This window comes from Arthrobacter sp. MYb213 (assembly GCF_002979915.1).
Taxonomy (GTDB): domain Bacteria; phylum Actinomycetota; class Actinomycetes; order Actinomycetales; family Micrococcaceae; genus Glutamicibacter.
Map to the genome: position 1 here is coordinate 578,976 of NZ_PCQA01000001.1, position 12,652 is coordinate 591,627.

The following is a 12,652-nucleotide window of genomic DNA, read 5'->3' on the forward strand; positions in this document are numbered from 1 at the left end:
AAGATTTCTTAGCAAGACAATATAGCGCCAAAATTAGGCTTCGAAGACTCCGGCGCCGCGCAGATAATTGCCGATCAGTGAGCCAAACACTTCGTCTTGATCCACCGTGGTAGCTCCCTGAAGGAAAGCGGCGGTAAGCAGAGGGTACTGTCCGCTGGCCAGCGCCTGCTGAACTTCGGTCACACCGCGCGGCTGGGCATTTTGCTGGCTTAGTTCGTTGATCACGAAGGCTGAGGTGATCGCGGTGAGCATGGCGATCGTTTGAAGTTTTTGCGTTCCAGATAATGCGGTGCTCGTCAGTGCGTTCAGCGCGGACTCTAAATATCGTAGGGTGTGTGGCCCCGGTACGCGTGCGGTCTGCACCAGTGGTGCCAGCCAGGGGTGTGCGTGCATAATCGCTCGTCCCTGGGCGGCGAGTTCGAGCAACTGCCCTTCGGGACTGCCGGTCAACTCGTCGAAGACGTATTCGCCGCTCACCCTATCCACCATCAAATCAAGTAATTGGTCCGAAGAATCAACATATCGGTAAATGGAGGCGGCCCCCGCACCGATTTGTTGGGCGACGGCTCTGATAGAAACCGCGTCCAGACCTCGCTCGTCCGCCAGCTCAACGGCCACCCGGGCAATTTTTTCGCGCGAGTGCGCCGGTTTTGGGCCCCTGGCACTATGGTCTAAATTCGTACCGGCTTCCTGCTTTTCTTGCTTCGGCACCCTAGATTTCTCCTGCCGTCTTTGGTGGTGTTCTCTTGCCACCATTAGACTATATACTTAATTGCGAACAGTGATCGCTATTTAGAGGTTGGAGAGAAAATGCGTGTACTCATGGTCACCCCAGGAACTCGTGGCGACGTCGCACCCATGGCGGGACTCGCCGCCAAGCTGGGCGCTGAAGGATTTGAGGTGTCGATCGCGGCCAACGCGGAGTACGCGCCACTGGTCACCAGCGCTGGCGCCACCTTCCACGAACTGCCCGGTTCCATGAATGAACTGGTGAACCCCGCAGCCCCGGGGCAGAAAGCCGGCGCCAAAGAATTGCGCTGGTATATGAGTCAATTGCAGAGCTATTTCCAGTCCGCAGCCACCGGGACACTGCAAGCCGCCGAGCAGGGGGCCGAGGTGATCATGGCCAATTCGGTGGCACCATTTGCCTACGACGTCGCCGAGGCCCTCCAAATTCCAGCCATCGGAGCCCACCTTCAGCCATCCGAACCAAGCAGCGCCTACGCGCCCATGGTTTTAGGTACCACGCGCAATTTTGGAGCAGTGGGTAACAAGCTGCTTGGTTCACTCATTAGTGCCAGCAAAGCCCCTTACGATCCGCCGGTGACCCGTCTTCGTGCGGAGCTTGGCTTGCCGCCACGGCGTCGGTCCGCCTCTGAACGGGGACGCAGGCGCAAAGACGCGCCGATCCTGCACGGTTTCAGTCCGTTAATAGTTCCGCGACCAAAGGACTGGCGCGAGGCCATGACCACCTGCGGCTACTGGTGGCCGCAAGGCGATAACGATTGGACCGCTCCAACCGAGCTTCTCGACTTTCTCGCCGATGGCCCACCGCCGGTTTACCTTGGTTTTGGTAGCACCGCGGCACTGGATGCAGACTTCATGCACGAGGTAGCTACCCGCAGTGGCCGGCGCGTCATCCTCCAAGGCGCCCCTGGAATTAACGAGCCGAATATCCTGGGCATCGGGAACACCGACCACCGGTGGCTATTTCCGCAGATGGCCGCCGTGATTCATCACGCCGGGGCAGGCACCACCGCCGCCGGACTACGAGCCGGAGTACCTACGATTAGTGTGCCAATCTTTACCGATCAACCATTCTGGGCCGCTCGCGTGCATGCCCTCGGCGCAGGCGTTGAGCCGATCAAATATAAAGAACTGAGCGTCGAACGACTACTGAACGCCATCGACCAGACGCTGGCTACCGATAAATATGCGGCGCGCGCTGCGCACCTGGCGAAGCAACTAGAAGCGGAGGAAGACAGTTCACTGCCGGTAATCCGAGCGTTGCACCAAGTGACTTCTGCCCACTAAGCCCCCACGTCCGCACACACCAAAGGCACCCACCGAATGGTAGGTGCCTTTGGATGGAAAACTTTTACTTGTTCAGATCGTCGCGAACGTCTTTAGCTGCGTCCTTGACTGCTTCGCCGGCCTGCTTGGCCTTGGCTGCTGCCTGATCCTTTACGCCTTCGGCTTGCAGGCTCTCATTGTTGGTCGCGTCGCCGACGGTCTCCTTGACCTTGCCGCTTGCTTCCTGAGCCTTGTTCTTAAACTTATCGCCCAAACCCATTAGATGATCTCCTGTCGCTTGATCGAACAACTTACCTAATCGACGCTACCTGCCATTTTTTGGAGCTAGCTGGATACCACCTTATGTTTTCCTGACCTCGTATTCTAGGTCTTGTAATCCTGTAGGGGTGCGCTAAGGTTTCGCCTTTGAGCGTGCCGGGTCAAGTAGTTCACGTAACGCGGATTTATAGTTTTCAAATGCAGTCCGCCCCGTTCTCGTGAGGCACACATAGGTCACCGGATTGCGTCCCTCCAAAATTTTCTCCACTGCTACATACTGGCTGTCTTCGAGTTTGCGCAGATGTGTAGCCAGATTCCCGGAGGTCATCGTCAGCATCCCCTGGAGTTTGGGAAAGGAGATTCGATCGCCAACCCGAAGCGTGTCGAGCACCGTGACCGTGCGCAGACGCGCCTGTGCATGAATGACCGGATCAAGCTCGTGCATGCCCACCTTCAACCACCTCACCTGTGACCAATGCTGGCTTCAAATTGTGCAACAACCCGAGCACTATCAGCCCAACTCCACCCACCGCACCGGCCAGCAAGTTATAGGGCGCTGGCACTGTCAGTGAAAGCATTCCAATGACTAAGATCCAGGCCCCAAAAATCAGCTGTGTCCGATCATTGAAGATTAACGATCCGGCGATCACCAACACTCCCACCACCAAGCACAGCGATCCTAGTGCGAAGGTCAACAGTCCCATGGAATCTAGGCCCGCCGCGTGTAGCCGCCAGCCGAGCAATCCGGCGAAGATGATTCCTAGCGTGAAGGTATTGCCGTAAATTGCACCTTCCACCATCGATGGCCCCTTCATTCCGGAGCCACGTTTGGCCGAGTGCAGCGCGGAGATCACGATGGCCAGTGCAAAGGCGAGTACTCCGATGCCGACGCCGAGAAATTTTGGCAGCAACGGAGAAGCAACCGGTGCAAAGGTGAAGAAGACCGCAATGAACGCGATCACCCAGGCGCCACCCCAAAGCGAAAAGAGCAGCAGCTGATTCGGGCTCATGGCCTGACGTGTTTGACGCGCATTAGCCTCGATGCCATCCAAGATCCGCGCCGGATCCGTTTCTGGCGTGCTCTCGTTGTTCATTGTCTGCATTCTCCTTCATCGGGTGACTCTGTAGAGTCACAAAGTTATTCGTGATGAAAAGTACTTTGCGTTACAAAGTTAAAGATAACACTCGAAAGTCTTACGCGCTAGGGTGCTCGCACTGCACCTGCGCTCGGGGAAAACTCCGTATCATGGAGATTACTAGGCTTCGCAACACCATCGCTCGCGCGCGGTCAGACATCGGGTGAGCGCCACGACTCAACGAGGTACACCGCCATCGAGCACTCCCCCAACCTTGCCGACCAAACCCTGAGCTGGGAACACCAAGGAACTCATACCTCCGCCAGCTGGTGGTCAGCCAATGCGCGCCCAGTACCTAAAAATGTGGTGGTCGTTGATGACCGACTCACCGCCGATGCCGCCATGCGCAACGCGGCGCGCGGCACCGCCATGCTCTGGTTGGGCGACTTCCACAATGCCAAGCAAATGTTATCGGCCATCGATCGCCGACTATCCAAGGCGGCCACCGGCAAGACTTCGCGCAAGCCTCAAACCGACGCGGAAAAGTTCTATGCCATCCGTCAGGGGCGAGCCCAACGCTCGCGGATGATGTCACTGATCTTAGTTCCACTGAATTGTGACACCATCGACGGTGAGGCAGCGCTAGAACTGCCCAGGGCCCCACGCGTTGGCCCTGCGGTGGCATTTGGTTATCCGCAAAAGGCCGCGCCCACTACGCACTCTGCGGTAGTCAGCCTCCAAGAACTCACCGGTGTACTCAGCGCCTACCAGTGGTACCTCAACGGCGTCGACGTGCCTGCACTAGGCCAAAAGATCCACCCTGGCTACGGCACGTTCTTGCCCACCCGGCATGAGTATGTTGACCTAGTTGCCAAGGCACCGCTGAACGCCACCGAGCTGGCCTTTGATATCGGCACCGGCACCGGAGTGTTGGCGGCGATCTTGGTATCCCGCGGCATGAAGACCGTGATCGGCACCGACATCCATCAGCGCGCGGTAGATTGCGCGAACGAGAACTTCGCGCGCCTAGCCATCGATGATTCCGCCCGCGCCGAACTGACCAGCATGTTCCCCGCAGGCCGTGCGCCGTTGGTGATCTGTAATCCGCCCTGGTTACCCGGAAGCGCGCCGACCACACTCGATGCTGCCGTGTACGATCCGGGAAGCAAGATGCTCTTACAGTTTTTGCGCGGATTGCCCGAACACCTCACCGAAGACGGCGAAGGCTGGCTGATCATTTCTGACCTGGCCGAGCTATTGGGCTTACGCAGTCGCCAACTACTTCTTGATGCCATCGACGACGCAGGCCTAGAAGTCATCGACAGGCTCGACACCCTGCCAACCCACGGGCGCGCCAAGGATGATTCAGACATCCTTCATGCAGCACGCTCGCGGGAAGTCACCTCGCTGTGGCGGCTACGCACCAAGGCGTAACCCGCCTCCGCGCTTAGTCGGCGCGGCCGAGTACGGCGACGAGGAAGTCATCAGCGGGACGGTGGAACTGCCAGGTGGAGAAGCGCTGCTGCAGTTCAAGGCCCGCGGATGCTGCATCGGCTTCAAAGTCTTCGAACTCGTAGTCGCGTCCCGCGCCGAAGCCCACCACCAGGCGTCCCTCGGTTGCCAAATGCTCCCGCAGTTTCACCAGTGCTGGCAGCCGCTCGGATTGGGATAAGAAGGTCAGCACATTTCCGGCCGAGACGATCACGTCGAACTCAAGTGCAGCCAAAGAGTCATCGGTGAGCGTGAAGTCAGCTAGATTGCCAACCTCCCAACGCGCCTGCGGGTAATCCTCGCGGGCCACATCGATCAGGTGCTCGTCTAGGTCAATGCCGACGACCTGATGGCCGCGTTCGGCTAACCAGCCGCCGATTCGACCGGTTCCGCATCCGGCATCAAGGATTCGACTGCCGCGCTCTGCCATCGCATCGATGGTTCGTGCCTCACCAAAAATATCGCGACCTTCTTGCGCGAAGGTCCGCCAGCGTTGGGCAAAGTTCTGTGAGTGTTCGGGATTCGCTCGGGTGGCGGCGATCCATACGTTTTCTTCGGGAGCAGTCATAACTTCAGTTTCCCATGCAATCGCGACGAGACAACTTTGGAGACATTTAGTTCCAGGCGCAGTAAGTCTGGAAATTAGTCTTCGGGGAAGTTAAAGCGTTGAAAAAGCCTGCGCCCTCGGTCCAGTGGGCACAACAAAAAACCCGCGTCCCCTTATCCGAAGATGAGGTGAAGCGGGTTTTGCTTGGTGGGCCCTACCGGGATCGAACCGATGACATTCACGGTGTAAACGTGACGCTCTACCAGCTGAGCTAAAGGCCCTTACCATCGTTGAGCGAAGAAATAACTTCTTGCCAACAGGGAATAACTTTACTGGTGAAAACGCATCGGCGCAAATCAGAATGCCGTGACGTGCATCTCCCCCGGGGGTGAATCGATCTAGGCCCGCGGTAGCTGCACTATTGCGTGAAAGGTTAGAACCAAAGCTGCGCTAAAAGTTTCAGCGAGTGCTCACGCACGGAAGGATCGAAGGCATAGGTTGTCGTAATAAGTTCATCGGCACCGGTTCGTTGCACAAACGCATCCAGCTCGGCTTTGACCTTCGACGGACCACCAACCGCCTTGATCTTCAGCATCGGGTTTCCGGTGTAGCCCTGGCTTGCCAACACTTCTGGGTCTACCGGAGGCTGAAGCTTGCGCGATTTTCCACGCAGCACATCTTGGAACATCTGCTCGATCACCGTGAACTCCCGTGCAGCTTCCTCGTCGCTGTCCGCGACCATCACGTTGATGCCTGCCATCACGTAGGGCTTATCGATCTGCGCCGTCACCGCCTCGGGGTTAAAAGCGTCGCGGTAAACTTTCAGCGCGTGATCGACCTGATCCGGGGCGAAGTGTGAGGCGATCGAAAACGGCAGACCCAATTGGCCTGCAATAGAGGCACCATTAACCGTGGAACCAAGCACCCAAATCGGCACGTTCATACCGGCTGAGACGGCGGAGACAATCGGCATGCTGTGCGCGGTCCCGCTCTGCCCAAACCAGCCCTGCAAGTCATAAATACTGCGCGCAAACTCTTGCGGCTCGGCCGACGAACGATTCAGCGCCTGCGCGGTCATACCATCGGTTCCTGGTGCACGGCCGAGGCCCAGATCGATCCGATCACCATGCATGTTAGCTAAGGTGCCGTACTGCTCGGCGACCATGAGCGGAGCGTGGTTTGGCAACATCACGCCACCTGAACCCACCCGGATCCGCTCGGTGACCGAGGCGGCCTGTGAAATAAGCAACGCGGTGGCGCTGGAAGCGAGATTTGCCGTGTTGTGGTGTTCGGCAAACCATAGCCGATGGTAGCCAAGCTCATCCGCCAGTTGGGCGGTTTTCATCGACGCGGCAATCCCCTCGCGCGCGGTGGAGCCTTCAGAAATAGAGGCAAGATCAAGAATGCTCAACGGAACAGGCAAATCGTTTCCTTAAGATTGCAGTTTTGCAGAATCTACCCTGCAGAAAAATACTGGCGCTCTCTAGCGACAACCAAGCCGAGAGGGAACCTATTCCACTGAACCTTGTGACGCTCCCCCGATTTTGGGCGCCTGAGCTAGACCTTCCAGGCGCCTGCCCCGTCCACAGATTTCGCCTGACGCTGGCCTATAAGCCCTGACGCTAACCACAAAGCGGTGTTCTGACTGGCATCCGCACCGCACTGAGGGTGAATACCTTTTGGTTTAGCGCCGGTCAGTACACAACAAAAAACCCGCATCCCCTCATCCGAAGATGAGGCGAAGCGGGTTTTGCTTGGTGGGCCCTACCGGGATCGAACCGATGACATTCACGGTGTAAACGTGACGCTCTACCAGCTGAGCTAAAGGCCCAAACCTTTATGCTGTCTTGCATTTCTCCAAGCCAACGAGAGATAAATTTACCGGTTATTTTCTCTCCGCGCAAATCGAGAGCCGAACACGCTAGGAGAGCTACATCACTTCAAGCTCGCAATGACCTTCTGATACTCATTCAGGCTGCGCGGCTCGGTCATTGGACTACTAAAAATGTGGCGCACTACCCCATCGATTAGATACAGCGAGAGGCGTGTCGCCACTCCCTTAGCCTCATCAAATGCGCCAGCCTCCATGGCTACCGCACCGTGTGGCCAGAAGTCGGCGAGGAGTTCGAACTCGATACCAAGTTGTTCGGCGTAACTACGCAACGTGAACTTATGGTCCACCGAGATCGCCACCACCCGCACCTCGGCGTCGAGAAAGTCTTGGTGATGTTCTTGAATTTGAGCTAGTTCAGATCCGCAGACGCGGGAAAATGCCCAGGGGTAAAAAACCACCAGCACCCTGCCCGAAGCGAGCTGGGTGCTGGTGATAGTTTCGCCGTACTGGTTTTCCAGCGAGAAATCGAACAGGCGTGAACCTGTTTCGATCATTAGTGCTTCTTGCGTGGTGCTAGACGGATGGCGGACCAATCCTCTGAGACACCCTCAGTTGTAGTGACATGAAGCCCCGCAGTGGGAGCATCCTGTTGAATCTGGGTTGGGGACACATGTCCGCTACGACCCTGTTTAGGGGTAAGTAGCCAAACAATGCCACCTTCATCAAGGCATTCCAATGAATCCATCAGAGCGTCGACTAAGTCTCCGTCGCCGTCGCGCCACCAGAAAATGACTGCGTCGACTACGTCGTGGTCTTCTTCGGTGAGCAAATCTGAACCGATCAGGTCCTCGATAGCATCACGAAGACCGAAGTCTACGTCTTCGTCATAGCCCAGTTCCTGAATAAGGTCTTCATCTTTGAAACCCAAGTTCTTAGCGGGTTCCAGGTTTGCCGATACGGCGTCGCTCACTTCATTCCTCCTGCTGTTACAAAGCGTTACTAACAACAAAACACTCTTTTGTCTTCCCATTCAAGCGCTAAGGACGTAACACGCCGGTAATTCTATCGCGAGAACTCGTGACTCACCTCATCCTTACATGAGCATTATGTACCTAGCTCCTGTACGGAGTTGCACATGTCACTCTATAAGTCAGATTTAAGGGCTTTTTGCGTCTAAAAACTGTACTTTTCACATCCCTATAAGAACTAGAGTATGGGTTGAAACGAGATGCACACGTCACTCAAGCGCGCAGCTCTCGTAGTCCCAACCCGTCACACGGTCCGAAACTCAGACCAACGTGTCGGAGCCGCAATTCAATCAAGGAGCTTCCGTGGCTGTAGAGGAACACATCTCCCAGATCCGTAGTGGTTTGACTTACCAGCTATCTGATCGGGATCCTGAGGAAACTCAGGAATGGTTGGACTCATTCGACTCACTGGTCGAATCCCAGGGCACCGAACGTGCTCAGTTCATCATTCGCTCGCTGTTGCAGCGTGCCGGCGCCAAGTCCGTTGGCGTCCCCATGGTGACCACCACCGACTACGTGAATACGATTCCGGTGGATCAGGAACCAGATTTCCCGGGCGATGAGTCCGTAGAACGTCGTTTCCGCGCGTTCATGCGCTGGAACGCAGCCATCATGGTGCACCGCGGCCAGCGCCCAGGCGTCGGCGTCGGCGGACACATCTCCACCTACGCAGGCGCAGCCACCTTGTACGAGGTTGGCTTTAACCACTTCTTCCGTGGCAAGGACCATCCAGGCGGCGGCGATCAGGTCTTCTTCCAGGGCCACGCCTCCCCAGGTATGTACGCCCGCGCCTTCCTCGAAGGACGCTTGAGCGAAGAAGATATGGACGGCTTCCGCCAGGAGAAGTCCCAGGAAGGCCACGCGCTGCCTTCCTACCCACACCCACGTTCGATGCCAGACTTCTGGCAGTTCCCGACCGTGTCGATGGGTATCGGCCCAGCAAACGCCATCTACCAGGCACAGCTGAACCGCTACATCCACAACCGTGGCATCAAGGACACCTCGGACCAGCATGTCTGGGCCTACCTTGGCGACGGCGAAATGGACGAGCCAGAGTCGCGCGGCTTCTTGCAGCTTGCTGCCAACGAGAAGCTCGACAACCTGACCTTCGTGATCAACTGCAATCTGCAGCGCCTCGACGGACCGGTGCGCGGTAACGGCAAGATCATGCAGGAACTTGAGGCCTTCTTCCGCGGTGCGGGCTGGAACGTCATCAAGGTCGTTTGGGGCCGCGAGTGGGATGCCCTGCTCGAAGAAGATCCAAACGGCGCCCTGGTCGACGTCATGAACCAGACCCCGGATGGTGACTACCAGACCTACAAGGCCGAGTCCGGCGCGTTCGTTCGCGAGCACTTCTTCGGTCAGCGTCCAGAAACCAAGGAACTCGTCGCGGATATGACCGACGACGAAATCTGGAACCTGAAGCGTGGCGGCCACGACTACCATAAGGTCTACGCGGCCTATAAGGCAGCCACCGAGTTCAAGGGCAAGCCGACGGTCATCCTGGCCAAGACGGTTAAGGGCTACGGCCTGGGCACGCACTTCGAGGCGCGTAACGCGACCCACCAGATGAAGAAGCTGACCTTGGAGGACCTCAAGGGCTTCCGCGATCACCTGCGCATCCCGATCACCGACGAGCAGCTCGAAGCCGATCCATATATGCCGCCGTACTACCACCCGGGCAATGACTCGGCGGAGTACAAGTACATGATGGAACGCCGCAGCGAATTGGGCGGTGCGGTGCCAACGCGCCGTAAGGAAAACAGCTCCAAGATCCACCTGCCTGGCGACAAGGCTTACGCCTTCGCTAAGCGTGGTTCGGGCAAGCAGCAGGCCGCAACCACCATGGCATTTGTGCGTCTGCTCAAGGACCTGATGCGTGACAAGGACTTCGGTCACCGCATCGTGCCGATCGTGCCCGATGAGTCGCGCACCTTCGGCATGGACTCCTTCTTCCCTACCGCCAAGATCTACAACCCTGCCGGACAGAATTACCTGTCGGTAGACCGTGATCTGGTGTTGGCGTACAAGGAGTCCGCTAGCGGTCAGCTGATCCACCCAGGCATCAACGAGGCCGGCGCGGTAGCGGCCTTCACCGCCGCCGGGACCAGCTACTCCACGCACGATGAACCGTTGATCCCGATCTACGTGTTCTACTCGATGTTCGGTTTCCAGCGCACCGGCGACCAGTTCTGGGCCGCTGCTGACCAGATGACCCGTGGCTTCATCATTGGCGCCACCGCAGGACGCACCACGCTGACCGGTGAAGGTTTGCAGCACGCCGACGGCCACTCGCCGTTGCTGGCAGCTACCAACCCGGCAGTGGTCGCCTACGACCCGGCCTACGGTTACGAGATCGGGCACATTATGCGCTCGGGCCTTGAGCGCATGTACGGTGGCACCCACACCGATCCAAACGTGATGTACTACATCACCGTGTACAACGAGCCGATCAGCCAGCCTGCGGAGCCTGAAAACGTTGACGTTGAGGGCATCGTGAAGGGTATCTACCTGCTGAAGGAAGCGACCACCGACGGGCCACGCGCTCAGCTGCTCGCCTCCGGCGTGGCGCTGGCGTGGGCTATCGAGGCCCAGCAGATCCTGGCCGAGGAGTGGGGCGTGTCCGCCGATGTATGGTCGGTCACCTCCTGGAACGAATTGGCTCGCGAGGGTCAGATCGCCGATGACAAGGTGCTCGTCGATCCATCCAAGGCTCGCCCGGTACCGTTTGTGACCTCCAAGTTGCAGTCCACCACCGGTCCGGTCATCGCGACCACCGACTACATGCGTGCGGTGCCGGAGCAGATCCGCCCTTACGTGCCAGGTGAATTCCACACCTTGGGCGCGGACGGATTCGGCTTCTCCGACACCCGTGCTGCGGCGCGTCGATTCTTCAAGATCGACTCGCACACCCTGGTAGTCAAAACCCTGGCCTCGCTGGCAGAACGCGGCGAGATCCCGGCTGATACCGCGGTGAAGGCTCACGCAAAGTACGACCTGAACAACCCAAATGCCGGAACTTCCGGTAACGCGGGCGGCGACGCGTAGCTCTCGCGTAGCTAGTTCAACTTTGTTTGGCGGGCGCCAAGTTTCCTGATTCAGGTGACTTGGCGCCCGCCGACGTTTAACTACCGGCGCGTAGGCACATTTTTTGCGTATGCTTGAAACCATGAGTCCTCAGGTCGAGCCCACATCGGGTGTGCGCTCGCGCGCTGTGCGAGTGCCCAAGCCCACCGCAGAAACTATTCGCCGGCTCAAAAGCCATCTGGGCGTGCTGTCCACCACGGCGCTAAAATATCTGGACCAATCCCTGCCCTGGTACCGCTCCTTAGAGCCGGCCGAACGCGCGGCCCTCGGGCTGGTCGCACAAAAGGGCATCTCCACCTTTGTCACCTGGTACGAGGAACCCGAATCCACCCCGGCGTGGGTGATGAACGACGTCTTTGGCGCCGCCCCGAGCGAACTGACCCGGTCCATCTCGTTGCAAAAAGCGTTGGCCTTGCTACGCACCATCGTGGAGGTTGTCGAATCTCAGGTGCCAGATATCGCGGCCGAAAACGAACAGGCACAACTACGTGAGGCGGTGTTGCGTTACTCCCGTGAGGTGGCCTTCGCCGCCGCCGACGTGTACGCGCGGGCCGCCGAGACCCGCGGCGCCTGGGACTCACGGCTTGAAGCCCACGTGGTGGATGCGGTACTGCATGGGGAATCTCAGGACTCGCTGTCCTCGCGGATCGCGGCCATCGGCTGGAAGTCACAAAAGAACATCCGCATTATGGTCGGTACGACCCCGGCGTCCAACTCGGTCACCTTCGTCGCGGCGCTGCGCCGGGTGGCGCAACGCTACGCCAGCGACTCGCTGGTCGGGGTGCTCGGAGATCGGGCGATCCTGATGCTTTCGGACACCAAATTTGAGGAAGCGGACCTCACCCGCTTTGCCCGGTTCTTTGGCCCCGGGCCGATCGTCTATTCTCCGCTGGCGGCCACCGTCAGCCAGATGCATACCGCCGCGAGCGCCGCGGTGGCAGGCTACGGCGCGGCGCGCGCCTGGGAGCAGGCACCGGTGCCGGTAGACGCCGATGACCTGTGGCCCGAGCGGGTCTTTAACGGTGACCCGCTGGCTCGCACCGCACTTATTGAACGTGTGTATCAGCCGCTGGTACACGCCGGCAACGGGCTACTACAGACGCTGTCTAGCTACCTTGCGCTTGGCCACTCACTGGAGGGCACCGCGCGGGAACTTTTTGTGCACGCCAATACCGTGCGTTACCGACTCAAGCGTATTTCCGAGGTGACCGGCTGGGATCCGTTGGTGGCGCGTGACGCATTTGTGCTGCATAGCGCACTGGTGCTCGGGCGGCTGAACGAACCGGGCTAAACCAAC

General features: G+C 58.3%; 12 protein-coding genes and 2 tRNA genes. 4 read left to right on the forward strand and 10 right to left on the reverse strand.

What is annotated here, in order from left to right; translation table 11 throughout:
* Positions 1 to 33 precede the first annotated feature (33 nt).
* Entirely contained in the window at positions 34 to 711 is a 678-nt protein-coding gene (locus tag CQ011_RS02755; protein ID WP_181147962.1) for a TetR/AcrR family transcriptional regulator, read from the reverse strand.
* Between the two features lie 99 nt (positions 712 to 810).
* Here CQ011_RS02755 and CQ011_RS02760 point away from each other — a divergent pair, with 99 nt between their 5' ends.
* A complete protein-coding gene (locus CQ011_RS02760; RefSeq protein ID WP_105674397.1) occupies positions 811 to 2,034 on the forward strand; it encodes a glycosyltransferase in 1,224 nt (407 codons plus the stop codon).
* 64 nt (positions 2,035 to 2,098) lie between these two features.
* On the opposite strand, the gene CQ011_RS02765 is transcribed toward CQ011_RS02760, so the two are convergent.
* The 3 genes from CQ011_RS02765 to CQ011_RS02775 form a co-directional block, all read right to left on the reverse strand.
* Positions 2,099 to 2,293: a CsbD family protein gene (locus tag CQ011_RS02765; protein WP_096255046.1), complete on the reverse strand. Its 195-nt coding sequence runs from the start codon at positions 2,291 to 2,293 to the stop codon at positions 2,099 to 2,101.
* Positions 2,294 to 2,425: 132 nt separating this feature from the next.
* Entirely contained in the window at positions 2,426 to 2,737 is a 312-nt protein-coding gene (locus CQ011_RS02770) for a transcriptional regulator (RefSeq protein WP_105674399.1), read from the reverse strand.
* Entirely contained in the window at positions 2,724 to 3,386 is a 663-nt protein-coding gene (locus tag CQ011_RS02775) for a hypothetical protein (RefSeq protein WP_105674402.1), read from the reverse strand. Before CQ011_RS02775 ends, CQ011_RS02770 begins: the two co-directional genes overlap by 14 nt.
* Positions 3,387 to 3,734: 348 nt before the next feature.
* Between CQ011_RS02775 and CQ011_RS02780 the strand changes: the two genes are divergently transcribed.
* Positions 3,735 to 4,802 (forward strand): methyltransferase, encoded by a 1,068-nt coding sequence (locus CQ011_RS02780; protein WP_286161062.1) that lies wholly within the window; start codon positions 3,735 to 3,737, stop codon positions 4,800 to 4,802.
* Between the two features lie 13 nt (positions 4,803 to 4,815).
* On the opposite strand, the gene CQ011_RS02785 is transcribed toward CQ011_RS02780, so the two are convergent.
* From CQ011_RS02785 to CQ011_RS02810, 6 genes are all read right to left on the reverse strand, one after another.
* Entirely contained in the window at positions 4,816 to 5,427 is a 612-nt protein-coding gene (locus CQ011_RS02785) for a class I SAM-dependent methyltransferase (protein ID WP_105674406.1), read from the reverse strand.
* 184 nt (positions 5,428 to 5,611) lie between these two features.
* A tRNA-Val gene (locus CQ011_RS02790) sits at positions 5,612 to 5,687 on the reverse strand.
* A gap of 152 nt (positions 5,688 to 5,839) precedes the next feature.
* Positions 5,840 to 6,829: an LLM class flavin-dependent oxidoreductase gene (locus tag CQ011_RS02795; RefSeq protein ID WP_105674408.1), complete on the reverse strand. Its 990-nt coding sequence runs from the start codon at positions 6,827 to 6,829 to the stop codon at positions 5,840 to 5,842.
* 332 nt (positions 6,830 to 7,161) lie between these two features.
* Positions 7,162 to 7,237: transfer RNA gene (locus tag CQ011_RS02800), tRNA-Val, on the reverse strand.
* 104 nt (positions 7,238 to 7,341) lie between these two features.
* A complete protein-coding gene (locus CQ011_RS02805; RefSeq protein WP_105674410.1) occupies positions 7,342 to 7,794 on the reverse strand; it encodes a redoxin domain-containing protein in 453 nt (150 codons plus the stop codon).
* The gene (locus tag CQ011_RS02810) at positions 7,794 to 8,210 is read right to left on the reverse strand and encodes a DUF3052 domain-containing protein (RefSeq protein WP_229677096.1); all 417 of its coding nucleotides are present in this window, start codon (positions 8,208 to 8,210) and stop codon (positions 7,794 to 7,796) included. The genes CQ011_RS02805 and CQ011_RS02810 overlap by 1 nt, the downstream gene beginning before the upstream one ends.
* Before the next feature lie 361 nt (positions 8,211 to 8,571).
* Here CQ011_RS02810 and aceE point away from each other — a divergent pair, with 361 nt between their 5' ends.
* Both aceE and CQ011_RS02820 read left to right on the forward strand, forming a co-directional pair.
* Entirely contained in the window at positions 8,572 to 11,316 is a 2,745-nt protein-coding gene (gene aceE / locus CQ011_RS02815) for a pyruvate dehydrogenase (acetyl-transferring), homodimeric type (protein ID WP_105674412.1), read from the forward strand.
* 121 nt (positions 11,317 to 11,437) lie between these two features.
* Positions 11,438 to 12,646, forward strand: a complete 1,209-nt coding sequence (locus tag CQ011_RS02820) for a PucR family transcriptional regulator (protein ID WP_105675014.1) — start codon at positions 11,438 to 11,440, stop codon at positions 12,644 to 12,646.
* Positions 12,647 to 12,652: the final 6 nt, after the last annotated feature.